At 48.3% G+C, this 15,923-nt stretch carries 19 protein-coding genes; 5 read left to right on the forward strand and 14 right to left on the reverse strand.

What is annotated here, in order from left to right:
• The first annotated feature begins 26 nt into the window (after nt 1–26).
• Nucleotides 27–986, forward strand: coding sequence for a prolyl aminopeptidase (gene pip / locus EK22_RS14845; RefSeq protein ID WP_036252262.1), 960 nt, complete (start codon nt 27–29; stop codon nt 984–986).
• Nucleotides 987–1,014: 28 nt separating this feature from the next.
• Nucleotides 1,015–1,587 (forward strand): UbiX family flavin prenyltransferase, encoded by a 573-nt coding sequence (locus EK22_RS14850; RefSeq protein ID WP_036252264.1) that lies wholly within the window; start codon nt 1,015–1,017, stop codon nt 1,585–1,587.
• Between the two features lie 86 nt (nt 1,588–1,673).
• Here EK22_RS14850 and pqqE read toward each other — a convergent pair whose 3' ends face one another.
• The 5 genes from pqqE to pqqA all read right to left on the reverse strand — a co-directional run bounded on the left by pqqE (nt 1,674) and on the right by pqqA (nt 5,027).
• Nucleotides 1,674–2,801, reverse strand: coding sequence for a pyrroloquinoline quinone biosynthesis protein PqqE (gene pqqE / locus EK22_RS14855; RefSeq protein WP_036252267.1), 1,128 nt, complete (start codon nt 2,799–2,801; stop codon nt 1,674–1,676).
• Entirely contained in the window at nt 2,779–3,051 is a 273-nt protein-coding gene (gene pqqD, locus EK22_RS14860) for a pyrroloquinoline quinone biosynthesis peptide chaperone PqqD (protein WP_036252269.1), read from the reverse strand. Before pqqD ends, pqqE begins: the two co-directional genes overlap by 23 nt.
• Nucleotides 3,052–3,190: 139 nt before the next feature.
• Nucleotides 3,191–3,919 carry a pyrroloquinoline-quinone synthase PqqC gene (gene pqqC / locus EK22_RS14865; protein ID WP_036252271.1) on the reverse strand — a complete coding sequence of 243 codons (729 nt, stop codon included), beginning with the start codon at nt 3,917–3,919 and terminating at the stop codon, nt 3,191–3,193.
• 10 nt (nt 3,920–3,929) lie between these two features.
• A complete protein-coding gene (gene pqqB / locus EK22_RS14870; protein WP_036252319.1) occupies nt 3,930–4,841 on the reverse strand; it encodes a pyrroloquinoline quinone biosynthesis protein PqqB in 912 nt (303 codons plus the stop codon).
• Between the two features lie 111 nt (nt 4,842–4,952).
• A complete protein-coding gene (gene pqqA / locus EK22_RS23735; protein ID WP_006892363.1) occupies nt 4,953–5,027 on the reverse strand; it encodes a pyrroloquinoline quinone precursor peptide PqqA in 75 nt (24 codons plus the stop codon).
• A gap of 269 nt (nt 5,028–5,296) precedes the next feature.
• Here pqqA and EK22_RS14875 point away from each other — a divergent pair, with 269 nt between their 5' ends.
• Nucleotides 5,297–5,503, forward strand: coding sequence for a hypothetical protein (locus EK22_RS14875; RefSeq protein WP_036252274.1), 207 nt, complete (start codon nt 5,297–5,299; stop codon nt 5,501–5,503).
• Between the two features lie 64 nt (nt 5,504–5,567).
• Here the strand turns inward: EK22_RS14875 and EK22_RS14880 are convergent, their stop codons facing one another.
• On the reverse strand, nt 5,568–6,314 hold the full coding sequence (locus EK22_RS14880; protein WP_020159159.1) for a HesA/MoeB/ThiF family protein: 747 nt from the start codon (nt 6,312–6,314) through the stop codon (nt 5,568–5,570).
• A gap of 141 nt (nt 6,315–6,455) precedes the next feature.
• Here EK22_RS14880 and groES point away from each other — a divergent pair, with 141 nt between their 5' ends.
• The gene (gene groES / locus EK22_RS14885) at nt 6,456–6,743 is read left to right on the forward strand and encodes a co-chaperone GroES (RefSeq protein ID WP_020159160.1); all 288 of its coding nucleotides are present in this window, start codon (nt 6,456–6,458) and stop codon (nt 6,741–6,743) included.
• 52 nt (nt 6,744–6,795) lie between these two features.
• Nucleotides 6,796–8,454, forward strand: coding sequence for a chaperonin GroEL (gene groL, locus EK22_RS14890; RefSeq protein ID WP_036252278.1), 1,659 nt, complete (start codon nt 6,796–6,798; stop codon nt 8,452–8,454).
• Nucleotides 8,455–8,526: 72 nt separating this feature from the next.
• Here the strand turns inward: groL and EK22_RS14895 are convergent, their stop codons facing one another.
• The 8 genes from EK22_RS14895 to EK22_RS14930 form a co-directional block, all read right to left on the reverse strand.
• Entirely contained in the window at nt 8,527–9,423 is an 897-nt protein-coding gene (locus EK22_RS14895; protein ID WP_051961919.1) for an alpha/beta hydrolase, read from the reverse strand.
• Complete coding sequence (locus EK22_RS14900) at nt 9,423–11,330, reverse strand: Lnb N-terminal periplasmic domain-containing protein (RefSeq protein ID WP_051961920.1); 1,908 nt, start codon at nt 11,328–11,330, stop codon at nt 9,423–9,425. Before EK22_RS14900 ends, EK22_RS14895 begins: the two co-directional genes overlap by 1 nt.
• A gap of 50 nt (nt 11,331–11,380) precedes the next feature.
• Nucleotides 11,381–11,863: a DUF3015 domain-containing protein gene (locus tag EK22_RS14905; RefSeq protein ID WP_027147240.1), complete on the reverse strand. Its 483-nt coding sequence runs from the start codon at nt 11,861–11,863 to the stop codon at nt 11,381–11,383.
• A gap of 105 nt (nt 11,864–11,968) precedes the next feature.
• Nucleotides 11,969–12,940, reverse strand: coding sequence for a lipoyl synthase (lipA, locus tag EK22_RS14910; RefSeq protein ID WP_020159165.1), 972 nt, complete (start codon nt 12,938–12,940; stop codon nt 11,969–11,971).
• A complete protein-coding gene (gene lipB, locus EK22_RS14915) occupies nt 12,937–13,545 on the reverse strand; it encodes a lipoyl(octanoyl) transferase LipB (RefSeq protein ID WP_036252281.1) in 609 nt (202 codons plus the stop codon). Before lipB ends, lipA begins: the two co-directional genes overlap by 4 nt.
• Nucleotides 13,546–13,651: 106 nt before the next feature.
• On the reverse strand, nt 13,652–13,918 hold the full coding sequence (locus tag EK22_RS14920) for a YbeD family protein (RefSeq protein WP_020159167.1): 267 nt from the start codon (nt 13,916–13,918) through the stop codon (nt 13,652–13,654).
• Nucleotides 13,915–14,757: a D-amino acid aminotransferase gene (locus EK22_RS14925; RefSeq protein ID WP_036252284.1), complete on the reverse strand. Its 843-nt coding sequence runs from the start codon at nt 14,755–14,757 to the stop codon at nt 13,915–13,917. The genes EK22_RS14920 and EK22_RS14925 overlap by 4 nt, the downstream gene beginning before the upstream one ends.
• Nucleotides 14,757–15,923, reverse strand: coding sequence for a D-alanyl-D-alanine carboxypeptidase family protein (locus tag EK22_RS14930; protein ID WP_051961921.1), 1,167 nt, complete (start codon nt 15,921–15,923; stop codon nt 14,757–14,759). The genes EK22_RS14925 and EK22_RS14930 overlap by 1 nt, the downstream gene beginning before the upstream one ends.

Raw genomic sequence — 15,923 nt, forward strand, 5'->3', positions numbered from 1 at the left:
GCCAATCAAATTTAATGCTATCAGTCATGAAAACCCTTTATCCTGAAATTCTGCCTTATCAAACCTTTTTCCTGGAAACCAGCAGCCAGCATGCCGTGTATGTGGAGCAATCCGGCAATCCGGACGGCATACCGGTGATTTTTCTGCATGGCGGACCGTGCTCCGGCACCAAGCCGGGCCATCGGCGCTTTTTCAATCCTGAAAAATACCGCATTATCCTGTTTGATCAACGCGGCTGCGGTCAGTCTTTACCCTTTGGGGAGTTGGAAAACAATACCACGCAGGACTTGATCGATGACATGGAGCGCATTCGAAAGCTGCTCAACATCGATCGATGGTTGCTGTTTGGCGGTTCATGGGGCGGTGCGCTGGCATTATTATATGCCCAGCAGCATGGTGATAAAGTGATAGGCATGATAATCCGTGGCGTGTTTTTGGCAAGGCAACAGGATCTGGACTGGTTTGCCAAGTCAGGCGCGGGGCTGATTTATCCGGAACAATGGCAGCGATTGCTGGAAAGTATTCCCGAATCAGGGCGTGCAAATCCGGTGCAAGGCATATGCGATGCGTTATGGGATGATGATGAGGTGGCGAAACGCCGTGTTGCCAGGGAATGGATGGCCTGGGGTGGGCAAGTGGCATTGGGTGGCGATTATCAACCCGGTCCGGAAGCCGGTCATGTCACGGAAAAAATAGTCAAACAGGTGGCCATGGAGATGCATTACGCCCACAATCATTATTTTATCCGGGAGAACCAGATTCTGGAAAACTGTGACAGGCTGCGCGCGATTCCGACTGCCATCATTCACGGCCGCAATGATCTAGTCTGTCCCATGGAGGCCGCCATGAAGCTGCACCAGGCGCTGCCCGGGGCTGAATATATCATTTTGCCCAATGCCGGACACGTCGCCCAGGGCGAAGAAATGATTGATGCGCTGGTTTCGGCGACCGATAAATTTGCTGAGAAGCGGATTTTTAACGCGTAGATTCGCTTTTACTCACTCTGGTATAAACATGAATAAAAAACGTTTGATCATCGCCATGACCGGCGCTACCGGTGCGATCTATGGGGTAAGAATGTTGCAGGTGTTACAACTGCAGGACGATTGGGAAACGCATCTGGTGATTTCATCGGCCGGTCTTGTGAATCTGAAACATGAGCTGGATATGGGGCGCTCGGAACTGTATGAGCTAGCCGATGTGACACATGGCATCGATGATATTGCCGCCAGTATTGCCAGCGGTGGCTTCAAAACGGAAGGCATGATTATCGCGCCCTGCTCGATGAAAACACTGGCTGCGGTTGCGCATGGTTTTGGCGATAATCTGATCTCACGTGGCGCCGACGTCGTTTTAAAGGAGCGGCGCCGCCTTATAGTGATGCCCAGGGAAACGCCGCTGAATCTGGTCCATATCCGCAATATGGCCATTGTGACCGAAATGGGCGGTATTATCTTTCCGCCGATGCCGGCTTTTTACAGTAAAACGGATTCGATGGCGGCAATGGTTGATGAGGCCGTAGGAAGGGTCCTGGATATGTTCGGTGTCAATGTGGAGGGGTTGTATGAACCCTGGCAGGGGCTGTAGGTTTAATGCAGGCCGGTAGGCTTGGTTTGGGCCGAATGCCGACAGTAGGCGCTCTAGGCGAATTCGGCCCTACAACATGTAGTTTTTTAAGACAGCGTGCGCGAGTTTTTGCTGTTGCGGAAAATCAGCGGTTTTTCATCAGCGGATAAAGTGCTGGCTCTGGCTGAATCTATCGCCTGTTGAATGGTGGCATGATCCGGCGATTTGCTGCAGACCGGATCGGCATTATACATGTCGCCGGTTAACAGATAGGCTTGGCAGCGGCAGCCGCCGAAGTCTTTTTCTTTCTCATCGCAACTGCGGCAGGGTTCTTTCATCCATTCAAAGCCGCGGAAAAAATTGAACGCTTTCGACTCGTTCCAGATCTGTTCGATGCTGTAGTCCTTGACGTTGGGACAGTCGAGACCAGGCAATTCGCGCGCGGAATGGCAAGGCAACGCGACACCGTCCGGGGCGATAGTCAGGAATGTCGTGCCCCAGCCGTTCATGCAGGCTTTGGGCCGGTCTTCATAGAAATCCGGCACCACATAATAAATTTTCATCCGTCCGGCGACTTTTTCTTTAAAAGCCTGGGCGATTTCTTCTGCCTGTTCGAACTGTTCTTTAGTGGGCAACAATAGGTCACGGTTGACATGCGCCCAGCCGTAATATTGCGTATTGGCCAGTTCCAGGTAATCGGCACCGAGTTCTTCGGCCATCTCCAGTATTTGCGGCATCTGGTGGATGTTTTCGCGGTGTATGACTACGCACAACACCATCGGGTAGCCGTGTTTCTTGACCAGGTGCGCGACTTCTTTCTTATGCTGGTAGGATTCCGTACCGGCCAGATGATCGCTCAATTCCTGCGTGCTGGCCTGGATGCTGACCTGAATATGATCGAGTCCCGCCTCCTTAAGCTGGATGATTTTATCTTCGGTCAATCCGTAACCCGAGGTAATCAGGTTGGAATAATAGCCCAGGCCTCGTGCATGTTTAACCAGTTCGGACAGGTCTTTGCGCGTTAACGGTTCACCGCCGGAAAAACCGAGTTGTACCGCTCCCATTTTGCGGGCCTGTGTCAGCACGCGTTTCCAGTCTTCCGTCGTTAATTCGGATTGGTGTTGCGCATAATCGATCGGGTTAGAGCAGTAGGGGCATTGCAGTGGGCAGGCATAACTGAGTTCCGCCAGCAACCAACGGGGCGGTGTGGGTTTAGTTTTGTTGAATCCAGCCATTTTTTAAAGCGACTTCGAGAAAAGAGGTAATATCATTTTTAAGACCCGTAGTGGCGAATTTATGTTCCAGGTCATTGACGATTTGGGCAATATTGCGCGTGCCGTCGCACAATTTCAGGATTTCCGCGGAACTTTGGTTGAGCTCCACCATGCCTTCCGGATAGAGAATAACGTCTTTCTGCTGAGCCTCTTCCCACTGCAGTCGGTGCATCGGTGAGAACTTGAAGGGTAGATCAGGATTGATAGCCATTTTGCTTGTTCGGTAGTGGCTGATAACGGGAAAAAAAGGGTATCAGCCTGAAAATGAAAATCACGGAGAGAACTGCATTCTCAATATTGAATACAGTTCTGTGTGAAATCCGTGGTGAAATAACCGTGACCGTTCCTTCTTATTTAATATTGAAGTACGGTGGCATATTATGAATATAAGCCATATACATTGCATCGGCCATGGTCCAGAGCACATCCAGTTTAAATTTCAGGATTTGAATCATGCGCTCTTGTTGTTCGCGGGTTTTATACCAGTCCAGCGTAATCGACAAACCGTGCTCGACATCACGCCGCGCTTCCGTCAGGCGTTTGCGGAAATAGATATAGCCTTCCTGGTCTACCCATGGGTAATGCTCGGGCCAGTTATCGAGGCGTTGCTGATGAATTTTCGGTGCGAACAGTTCGGTCAATGATGAACTGGCCGCTTCATGCCATTCGGTCCGGCGCGCGAAGTTCACATAAGCGTCAACGGCAAATCGAACACCCGGCAAGACGTATTTTTGCGAAGTGATTTCTTCGCGCGTCAAGCCAACCGCCATGCCCAGTTGTATCCATGCCTCAATACCGCCGGGATCGCCGGGGTGGCCGTCATGGTCCAGGATGCGCTGGACCCAGAGCGCGCGCGTTTCGCGGTCCGGACAGTTGGCTAAAATATTGGCATCTTTAATGGGGATGCTGACCTGATAGTAAAAACGGTTGGCGACCCAGCCCTGCAATTGTTCTTTGGTGAGTTTGCCCTCATTCATCAGCGTATGGTAAGGGTGATGAATATGGTAATACTTTTCCATGCCCCGCAGTTGGGCTTCAAACTCTTCTCTAGTCCACGCTTGGTTGTCAGAGCAACTCATAATGCACCTTCTATAAATCAATTTCCAATCCGTCGTAAGAGACTTCAATGCCGGCCGCATCGAGTATCTTGCGTTGCTCGGAATCTTCGTCCAGTATCGGATTGGTGTTGTTGATGTGGATCAATATTTTGCGTGCTTTTTCGACGCCGTTTAATACTTCTATCATACCGCCTGGGCCGGATTGCGGTAAGTGGCCGATTTCGCGGGCTTTTTTAGGGCTGATGTGTTGCGTGCACATTTCGTCATCGGTCCAGAAGGTGCCGTCGACCATCAAACAGTCCACAGCCTGCATGGCCGTCATGACATGCGGTTCAATCTCGCCTAAACCCGGGGAATAGAATACTTTCTTGCCGGTGGAAATCTGCTCGATAATGACGCCGATATTGTCGCCCTCGTGTGGATCATGCCGATGCGGCGAATACGGTGGCGCCTTGCTTTTTAAGGCTTGGCTATAAAAGCGCAAATCATCAATGCCAGGTATGGTAAAACTGCTGCCATCAACGGGGATCGGATGATGGTTGACGGTGCAATAGTCTTCAAGCATGTTGAACAAAGGAAAGCCAGTCGTCAGGTCTTGTTTGACCATATCGGTGCAATAGACCTCTAGCGGCTTGCCTTCTCTGAGCATGAGCAGGCCGGTGGTATGATCGATCTGGCTGTCGATCAGCACAATGGCTTTAATGCCGCTGTCTCGAATACCTTCCTTGGGCTGGATAGCCGGGAAGGCTTCCAGTTGCGCGCGAATATCGGGCGACGTATTGAAAAGCAGCCAGTTTCTGTTATCGGTACTGACGGCAATGGATGACTGGGTACGGGCTTTGCCGTTCATTTCATTGTGACGTAGGCGATGGCAATTATGGCAATTGCAATTCCATTGAGGAAAACCGCCACCAGCACCTGAACCTAGAACTCGGATTTTCATAATTTGGAAGGTTTTTTTGAGATTTAAATACTGGAATGATACGGGAATAAAAGCAAGCAGGCAAAAAAAGGGGCCCATTCGGAGCCCCTTTTTTAATCTGAACCGAATGGATTAACGGTTATAGATATACATTGTTACTTCGAAACCGAAACGCAGGTCTGTGTAACTTGGTGTTTCCCATTTCATCGTAATAACCTCCAGAAGTTTTTATGTTATAGGCTAGCTTGATCAAGTAAGCTGCTCTGAAGTATACGATGAACAGTTTTTTTACGCAACTTTTGGCGGGCAGCCTTCGTCCATATATAGAATTAGGGCGTCATTCGGTGGCTGGGCCGTGCATTTCCTTTTATTTTCTATCAATAATTTGTTCCGGATGTTTTTTTTCTATATAAAGAGTATTATCCAATTTCACCTAAAAATAATAATAGATATTGATAAAATCATGAGGAGGTGTTATGAGCGGAGTTATTGTGCTTTTTTTGGGCATGGTTGTTCTTGCGGCGTTTTCGTTTGCGCCATTGGGTTATTTTATTTATAAGTTCTCGCAGAAAAATGCCAAACCTTTTGGCGAAATTGAACCGCATGGCGACAGTCCGTCTTTAGTAAATGATTTTGCGGAAAAAGCCATCAGTTTATTCAAAGGCTTGGTCGGCAAAAAGTAAAACATTATCGAACTTTCCAGGTGACTCGATTCATCTGGAAAGTTCGTCTTGTCCGGCAATAATTTCAGCAGTTGCCGCAGGTCGGGCAGTTAGGGTTTTTTCGCAGTTTCATGGTATTGCATTCCATCGTGTAGCCATCGAGCAACAGTAACCGGCCGGTCAGGGTTTCCCCGATATTCATAATCAGTTTCATGGCCTCCAGCGCCTGAATGCTGCCGATAATGCCTGTAATAGGCGCTATTACGCCATTGGTTGCGCAGTTTTGTTGCTCCTCGCCATCGTTGTTATATAAACAGTTGTAGCAAGGGCTGTTGGCCTTGCCCGGCGTAAAGACGGATACCTGGCCTTCAAAGCGTATGGCCGCGCCTGAAACCAGTGGTGTTCGATGCTTGACACAGGCGCTGTTAATAGCAAAACGTGTCGGGAAATTATCACAGCAATCCAGCACCACGTCGGCCGAAGCCACGGCTGTTTCAAGCTGTTCCCCCGCCAAACGCTGTTTAACCGGCTGTACGTTTACTTCCGGATTGAGATTTTTAAGTGTATGTCGGGTTGAAATTACTTTGTCTATCCCTATATCGTTGGTGTGATGAGCAATCTGTCTTTGTAAATTGGATAAGTCCACTTCATCATCATCATAAATCGTAATGCTACCGACACCGGCAGCGGCTAGATAGATTGACGCGGGAGATCCAAGTCCTCCGGCGCCGACTATCAGTATCCTGGCGGCCAGGAGCTTTTGCTGACCTTCAATATCAACCTGAGGCAGCATGATTTGGCGGCTATAGCGTAGTAATTGGTTGTCATTCATCAGTCATGTAGTTTCCATATGAGGATAGGAGATGATGCCAAAGAACTTGACAGACTGCAAAAGCTGATTATTATTAGCACTCATTGCCAGAGAGTGCTAACAACTGGATTAACCTTTAAAATTAACTGTTAGGAGATATTGATGAAAATACGTCCGTTACACGATAGAGTGATTGTTAAACGTGTGGAAGAAGAAACGACAACAGCTGGCGGTATCGTTCTGCCGGGTTCCGCGGCGGAAAAACCCAGTCAAGGTGTGGTTTTGGCTGTAGGTAACGGTAAGGTGCTGGATAACGGCGATGTTCGCGCATTGGATGTTAAGGTCGGCGATAAAGTACTGTTTGGCAAATATGCCGGCAACGAAGTTAAAGTTGACGGTGAAGAGCTTATCGTTATGCGCGAAGAAGACATCATGGGCGTTTTGAGTTAAGACCGGTTCTTAACTTAATCACAATCAATTTAACACTAAATAAGGAACAAAAATGGCAGCAAAAGACGTATTATTTGGCGATGACGCACGTAGCCGCATGGTAAAAGGCGTTAACATTTTAGCGAATGCAGTAAAAGTAACATTAGGTCCTAAGGGACGTAATGCGGTACTGGACAAAAGCTTTGGTGCGCCGACTATTACCAAAGACGGCGTATCTGTTGCGAAAGAAATCGAGTTAAAAGACAAATTCGAAAACATGGGCGCGCAAATGGTTAAGGAAGTCGCTTCAAAGACTTCCGATGTAGCCGGTGACGGCACCACCACTGCGACAGTATTGGCGCAAGCTATCGTTAATGAAGGTTTAAAAGCCGTTGCCGCCGGCATGAATCCGATGGATTTGAAACGCGGTATTGATTTGGCAGTGACTAAAGTCGTTGAATCTGTTGTAGCTTCAGCGGCACCTTGCAAAGATAACAAAGCGATTGCGCAAGTCGGCACTATCTCTGCAAACTCTGATGAGTCTGTCGGCCAGATCATTGCCGAAGCAATGGAAAAAGTCGGCAAGGAAGGCGTGATCACTGTTGAAGAAGGCTCAGGCCTGGACAACCAACTGGACGTCGTAGAAGGTATGCAATTCGACCGCGGCTATCTGTCTCCTTACTTCATCAACAACCAGGACAGCATGAGCGCTGAACTGGAAAATCCGTTCATCCTGCTGTACGACAAAAAAATCTCCAACATCCGCGACTTGCTACCGGTACTGGAAGGCGTTGCTAAATCCGGCCGTCCGTTATTGATCATCGCTGAAGATGTGGAAGGAGAAGCGTTGGCGACTCTGGTTGTTAATACCATCCGTGGTATCGTTAAAGTCGCGGCCGTTAAAGCACCTGGTTTTGGCGATCGTCGTAAAGCCATGCTGGAAGACATCGCTGTTTTGACCGGCGGTACTGTGATTTCTGAAGAAGTCGGCCTGTCGCTGGAAAAAGCGGAACTGGACTTGTTGGGTACTGCGAAAAAAGTACAAGTCGGCAAAGAAAACACTACGGTTATTGATGGCGCGGGTTCTGAAGAAAGCATCAAGGGCCGAATTGCGCAAATCCGCAAACAAGCTGAAGAAGCAACTTCGGATTACGACAAAGAAAAACTGCAAGAGCGTCTGGCTAAATTAGCCGGCGGTGTTGCTGTTATCAAAGTCGGCGCCGCAACTGAAGTGGAAATGAAAGAGAAAAAAGCACGCGTTGAAGACGCGCTGCATTCAACCCGTGCGGCGGTTGAAGAAGGCGTGGTTGCCGGCGGAGGTACCGCTCTGGTTCGGGCCCTGAAAGCGCTGGAAGGTCTGAAAGGCATCAATCACGACCAGGACGTCGGCATCAATATCTTGCGCCGCGCAATGGAAGAGCCATTACGTCAAATCGTTGCCAATGCCGGTGACGAATCGTCCGTGGTACTGAACGAAGTCGCTAGAGGTACAGGTAACTACGGTTACAACGCCGCGACTGGTCAGTACGGCGATATGATCGACATGGGTATTCTGGATCCTGCCAAAGTAACCCGTTTTGCATTGCAAAATGCGGCTTCTATTGCAAGTCTGATTATTACTACAGAAGTCATGGTTGCTGATGCGCCGATTGACGAAAAAGGCCATGGCATGCCGGATATGGGCGGCATGGGTGGTATGGGCGGTATGGGTGGTATGGGCGGCATGATGTAATCATGCGCTCTTAAAGCCTGTCGCTTTAAGCAGGCCCCGGTTGTTTTTTAACAGCCGGGGCTTTTTTATGGTCTACTGTTTTTGCCAGGGGCCGGCTTCTGGATTCACGACCGACTGGGGTTGTGCATGCTGAGTCAAACTATGTTGTCGTAAGAAATCCAACACATTCAAACGATTTTGTTGAAGACGAAAGGTTTCATTATGGCCTGTTTCCGACAAGACCATGAGCTTAGGCTGTTTTGCCGCTTGGTAAAGTTGTCTTCCGTGTGAAAAAGGCACGACCGGGTCCTTCAGTCCATGGCTCAGCAATAGTGGAACAGGCGCGATATCGGCAATGACGTCAACTGGATTGTAAGGATAATCCATCAACGCGGCTGCGGGATATTGAAAAGGCCAGGTGAGCCAGTTGGAAGCCGCCACATGGCGGACGATTTCAAAATAGCTGCTGAATGCCGAGTCGCTGACGACGCCGGCTAGATTCCGTCTGGCTTTAGGATTGGTCGCGGCAAAATAAATGCCTAAACTGGCTCCCATGCTTTGACCAACCAAGAAGACCGGTTTATTGTTGCCATGCTCAAGCAACCAGTCGAAACCCGCTTTAACATCCAGAAACACGTCTGGCAAACAGGGCGAGCCGTCGGATCGGCCAAATCCCCGATAGTCGATCAAAAAAACCTGATAACCATATTGCGGCAACCATGCGATATTTTGCACGTGAGTACTGATATTTTCGGCATTGCCGTGCAGAAAGTAGACGCTACCTTTTAAATCGCCTTGCGCGGGTAAAAACCAGCCATGTATTTTAAGGCCATCGGCGGCTTCCAGCACGATATCCTGATAGGCGAGCCCTAGCGTCTCAGGTGTTCTGACTAATGGTGTATCCGGGTAAAACATTAAGCCGGAACAAGCCGATAGCGCGCAGGAAAAAATAATGAGACTGATGATTCTGAATGATGTTTTGATAGTCATCAGAAGTAGTACCGATAGGATAATTGAGCTTGGTTGAAGTCTTCCCGCGTGTTCCAGTTTTGTTGCAGAGAAACTCTGACTGCCTGATTGGTATCGAGAGGAAAGTTGTGATCCAGGCTCAGTTGATAAATAAATGAGCCGCCTAGAAAATTCTTAGACTCAAAGGCAAGCCGGCTGGTACCCAAAGCAGAATAAAACAGCTGGCCGAGCACAACCCCAACGCCTGGTTCAATAATATCGCGAAAATTGTCGTTGTGTTCTAAATGGGCGTTGATAAAGCCATAGCTCAGGCTGTCGTTAAATAAGGCATAAGTTACGCCCGCTCCGGCATTGATATAGGCGGACAATTTATCGAACTCGTAATTTTGATATTTAACGCCGGTTGCCACGCGCCAGGAAACCGGCTTGAAAAAGCGATTGCGCGGGCTAAGCGATGTGATATTGAGCAATTCCAACTGCTGAAGTCTGAAGCGATTGTCTTCATAGATTCGAAAGTTCAGATTGAAAAAATTGATTTCAGCGCCGCTGAAATACCCGTCGGGTCTATCGAGCAGGTCGTGATAGTTTTGTCGATAAGTTAACTCGGTAAAAAATTTACTGTCGAAATAACCGGCGGATAATGCGGCTAACCGAGAGCGGTGGCCCTGATCGGGTGATGCGGGGGCGCTATATTTAAGAGGAGTTGCCTGTTTGTCGATGGGGTAGGTATTTAATAGATGTAATAATTTGAAACGTTGCTTGGCATTTTCTGCCGATCTTTCCTGATCTAGCGTTTTATAACGCACCAGTTGATAGGCAGCGGCTGTGATTTGCTTTTGTGCGGACGCATCGATTGCTTGAAACTCGGCCGATTTGGCCGTACTGATATCTTCGGCCAGTGATAAAATCAAAGGCTGATAGGGTTCAGGAATGCGCTCGATTTGTTGTTGCAGTTCAACAAATTGGGATGGACGATAATGCACGGAGGCGACAAAGCCCTGTTCTACTGCAGCCTGTACAATATCCGAAGGGATTGCTGTTAACGGAAATTTATCGGTTAATCGGCTGCCAGGACGGGCCACTTCCAGCAGTTCCAATAGGCGAAAAGAACAATTTTCGCCGATGTAATAATAATCAAAGTTAATATCCTGCAATTCCCATAAATGGCGCAGCAAGCGTTCGGTTTCTTCTGATGTAAGGCTGAGCTTGTATTCCCACAGATCGCGGTTTTCCATAAAGCTGTATTCCTGAATCTTTTTAAAGAACGGCATCAGTTGAAATAATCCGGAATAGCCGCCGGCCAAACCTTTAAATGCATAGAGCAGGGAATTGTCCTGTTCCTGTATCACCGCGCCGAAGTTCAGCGCATAGGATAACCAGTCGGATTTTGCAGTGTTTTCCTTGCGGTCCAGCCGCAACAAGGTATGACCGAACATTGAGGAGGGGCTGTTAAGATAAGCCGATGCGAAAATCAAGCTGACGCTGTGCGCATCGATTTCTTTAAGCCATTGTCGATACTTGATGCAAACTATGTGCGGGAACTCGCGTTCCGGCAGCCGCAGATTTTTTTTTAACCAATGAAAACGGGCGGGAAAGCGGCATAGAGCATGCCGGTCACTTTGAGGTGTCGTTTGATAAAAAGCCTGTAGGGTGGCTTTTAATTCAGCCAGCGGATCATGTTTGCCATTTTGCGCATAAAAAAAATCATGATCATCAACATAACTGATGTAGCGGTTTTTAAGAAAATTATCTTTCCGGTAATGTAATAAATTTAGCCATTCTTTATGAAATGCCAGCTTTCGCAGTTCAGTTTCATTAAGAAGTGCTTCGTAATGACCGAGGCCTTGTGCATTAACAGTTAAAGAATGAATCCATGCGATAAAGATCAGGAACGCTGTCGGCATAGAGCGCATGATTTTTTGTAACATCAATGTTGCCCCCCTTTCCCGGCGTAATGATGGAAAAGGGAGGCCATTGGCTAAACCACATATTTGACCAAACGCTTATCAGCTTTCATGATTTTTACAAGAGTTTGCATGACTTCTTCAGCCGTTACATTTTCAGACGGAAAAAGCGCGTTGAAATTGGCATGGGTTATTTCTGCGAAAGTGGCCTGGTCTTGTTCGTTTATACCGAACATGACAGCAACCGCATTTAATGCTTCGCCTTCGCCTTTGGCAACGTCTTCAGTAAATTCAGTCAGTAAGCCGGCAAAAGCAAGCCAATTTTCACCGCCGTATGTCAGCCTGCCGCTGGTATCGCAACCATTGGTGCCACTGGACATGCCAAAGGTGTTATTGCCGGTGGAGTTGTTAAAAAGCGTGCCGAGCAAGTGGTAGCCAGTCCCTGTTTTGCCCGCAAAAAGCATATTTCCCCAGCCGCAGTTAGGGCCACCCGGCGCTACCGCGAATGCAGATGATGAAGAGATTAATAACAACATGCCTAGAGCCAATTTTTTCATAAATTTCTCCTGCAACTATTGATTAATCGGGTTTTAAATTTCACGTCTTAGGATGAAATATATCGTGCCCTCTTCGTGCCTCTCTATTACGTTTTTGCCGGCTGGTTAATCAGGTGATCCGCTTATAATGGCTTTAGCCTGAGCATCGGCATGGTAAGAGGATCTGACCAACGGGGCGCTGGCAACTTGTTTAAACCCTAGCGTCCTTGCTATGACGCCATATTCTTCAAATTGTTCCGGAGTAATATAGCTTTTAACCGGTAAATGAGCTTTGCTGGGTTGCAGGTACTGGCCCAGCGTCAGCATGGAACAGCCGTGAGCCAGTAAGTCTTTCATGACCTGATGGACTTCGTGCGGTTCTTCTCCCAAGCCGAGCATCAGTCCTGATTTGATCGGCGTTTGGGGGCGGGCCTCACTGTATTTTTGCAGCAGTTGCAAGGAGCCGGAATAATCAGCGCCTGGACGTGCCTGTTGATATAATCTGGGAATTGTTTCCAGGTTATGGTTGAAGACATCGCAGGGGTGTTTTGCCAATATTTCAACGGCCTTGTCCATGCGTCCACGGAAGTCCGGTACCAGAACCTCAATCCTGGTATCGGGCATCAATTGCCGAATCGCTTCGATACAATCGGCAAAGTGTCCGGCTCCCCCGTCTTTTAAATCATCACGGTTGACCGAGGTGATGACAACGTATTTTAAAGCCAGCGACTGAATGGCTTGAGCCAGATGCTGGGGCTCGCCTTTGTCGAGCGCCAGGGGTTTGCCATGGGCGACATCGCAGAAAGGGCAGCGGCGCGTGCATAAATCACCCATGATCATGAAGGTTGCCGTACCGTGTTGAAAGCATTCGGCGAGATTAGGACAGGCGGCTTCTTCACAGACCGTATGCAACCGGTTTTGGCGCAATAATTGTTTTATTCGATTGACTTCCTCGCTGGCGGATATTTTTATGCGTATCCATTCGGGCTTGCGCAAAGTGTTCGGGGCAGGTTCGACTTTAATCGGAATTCTTGCCAGTTTTTCGGCATTGCGTTGATGCGATTCGGGCGTGGAACGGGAAGGCGCTTGATAAGTCATTTGTATATAGCCGTGGTTATAGCCTGAATAACAGGGATGGCGAGCTCGGAATTATTGACAGCAACACCCAGATCGTTCAATTGAGTCACTTCCAGTCCAGCATAGCCGCAAGTGTTGATAGAGTCAAAAGGACTCAGATCCATTTGATTGTTGAAGCTTAATCCATGGTAGCTGCAGTTCTTTTTTATCCGCATGCCGATGGAGCCGATTTTTTTGTCATTGACATATACGCCGGGCGCGTCAATCCGGGCGCGTGCGATAATGCCATAGCCGGCCAAAGTGCCGATCATGGATTGTTCCAGAATCGTTACCAGTTGCCTGACGCCTATTTTCAACCGTTTAAGATCCAATAAAGTATAAACGACCAGTTGTCCGGGGCCATGATAGGTGATCTGGCCGCCCCGGTCGGAATAAATGACCGGAATGTCGCCGGCATTGAGCAGGTGCTCGGGTTTGCCGTTTAAGCCCAATGTATAAACGGGAAAATGTTCCACGATCCATATTTCATCGGCAGTCTCTTCGGTACGATCCTGAGTGAATTGCTGCATGGCCTGCCAAGTCGTTTGGTAATGCTGCAAGCCCAGATTACGTATCGTTATTTGCATAAGATGAGTTTTTTAATGTCGCCCCGATACTTTCCGGCGGAAACATGTCAGTATCGGCATAAAGAGCGAGGGCAGGCGATGCAAGTTCCGGCATTTAAGGCATGGATTATAGCGCCATCAGAATATGCGGGCTGTCTGTCAAGTCCTGATAGATGGCATCCAGTTGCTGCCTGCTGGATGCATCTATGATCACAGTTATAGCCGTGTAATTGCCGCCCTTGCTGGGACGGGACGTTATGGCGCCTTCTTTGATATCGGGGCTGTGACGACGAACAATTTCCACAACCGATACATCAAGGTCCGGGCTGGTTCTGCCCATGACTTTAATAGGAAATTGACAGGGAAATTCTAAAAGTGATTGTTCTTCGCTCATGATTGGGACTGCTTGTAAGCTTGGAAAAGTCGGTTCATGTTCTGCCATACCGGGCCGGGTTTGCCGCCAGACACTTTTTGGTCGTCGAATTCCACAACCGGTATGATTTCACGTGTGGAGCTGGTTAACCAGATTTCGCTGGCTGTTTTTAAGGCCTCTAATGAAATAACCTCTTCACTGTAAGGGGTATGGTTTTCCTTGGCGATTTCCAGTATGACGTCACGGGTTATGCCCGGCAATATTTCACTGCTTTTAGGCGGAGTAATCAAGACGCCATCGATAACAGCGAAAATATTGCTTGCCGCGCCTTCGGTTACATAGCCCTCTTTAACTAAAACGGCTTCGGCACAGCCCTGTTCCACGGCCTGTTGACGAAGCAGAATGTTGGCCAGCAGTGTCGTTGCCTTGACATGGCACAACTCCCAGCGGCTGTCATCCAGGCTCATCGCCTTAACGCCGGAGTCCCGTCCTTCAAACGGCACAATGTTTGAACACATGGCAAAAACAGTGGGCTCGGTCTTTTCCGGAAACGCGTGGTCTCTTTTAGGTGCAACGCCACGCGTAACCTGCAGGTAAATATATTGATCCCTGCTTGAACTCAATAGCGCCGTCAGAATTTCCAGCCATTGTTCGCGGCTGTAGGGGTTGACCAGGCGAATATTGTTCAGGCTGTTTTCCAGTCGCTCCATGTGTTCCTGAAAACGGAATAACTTGCCGCGATACGCCGGAATGACTTCATAAATGCCGTCGCCGAACAAAAAGCCGCGATCCATGACCGATATTTTGGCTTCATTAAGAGGCAGGTATTGTCCGTTTAAATAAACTGTTTTGTTTTCCATTATTTTTCCATCAATAGCAGAGCTTGATCATAGAATCTTTGCAGAACGTTGCCTTTCTCCACGCTTTTAAGCGCTATCAGGTCTTTGGTAGCAATTAATTCATCTTTCAGCGTGACCGTCACGGTGCCGAGTTTTTGGCCTTCCTTGACAGGAGCGGTAATCTTTTTATCAACATTGATCACGGCTTTCAGATCTTGATACTGACGGCGTGGAATAGTGGCAAAAAGATCTTCTGCTAAGCCCAGTGGCAGCTCTTTGCTATCGCCCTTCCATATTCTTGCTTCAGTTAAAGGCGTTTGTCCCTGGTAGAGTCGGTGCGATTCGAAAAAACGGAATCCGTAATTAAGCAGATTTTGATTTTCATTGGCTCTAATCGTGGCGCTTTTTGTGCCCATGACAATAGAAATCAAACGCATATCATTTCTTAATGCGGACGCTGCAAGGCAATAGCCCGCGTCATCGGTAAAGCCGGTTTTAATACCGTCAACCGTTTCGTCTCGCCAAAGCAATTTATTACGATTTTGTTGTTTGATATTGTTATAAGTGAAGTCTTTTTGCGAGAACCAGCGGTAGTAATCAGGAAATTCCTTGATTAATGTTCGGGCCAGAATAGCCAGATCCCGTGCTGTCGTGTAATGATCAGGGCTGGGCAAGCCATCGCTGTTGGTAAAATGACTGTTGACCATGCCCAAGCGCGCCGCATGTTGATTCATCATGTCGGCGAATGTCGTTTCATTGCCGCCCACATGCTCGGCTAAAGCGACGCTGGCATCATTCCCTGATTGAATGATTACGCCATGTAGCAAGTCTTCGATTGAAACCTGTTTATTGACCTCGACAAACATGCGTGATCCCGGTGTTTGCCAGGCTTTTTGGCTAATGGTGACTTTATCGTCAAGATGCAAATGGCCACTGCCGAGTTCCCTGAAGACTACATAGACCGTCATGATTTTAGTGAGACTGGCCGGGGCAAGTTTGACATCGGCGTTATTTTCCGCCAATACCTTGCCGGTAGCAAAGTCTTCCAAAATATAAGCACCTGCATTAACGGTTGGCGCTATCGGGGTCAGAATCCCATCATCTGCTGATATTGCCTGGCAAGCGTTAAGAAGCAAGCCGAAAAAGATAAAAAAGTGGAAGCGGGTATAACTTTTTAGAAACATCAT

It is taken from the genome of Methylobacter sp. BBA5.1 (genome assembly GCF_000746145.1).
Lineage (GTDB): Bacteria > Pseudomonadota > Gammaproteobacteria > Methylococcales > Methylomonadaceae > Methylobacter > Methylobacter marinus.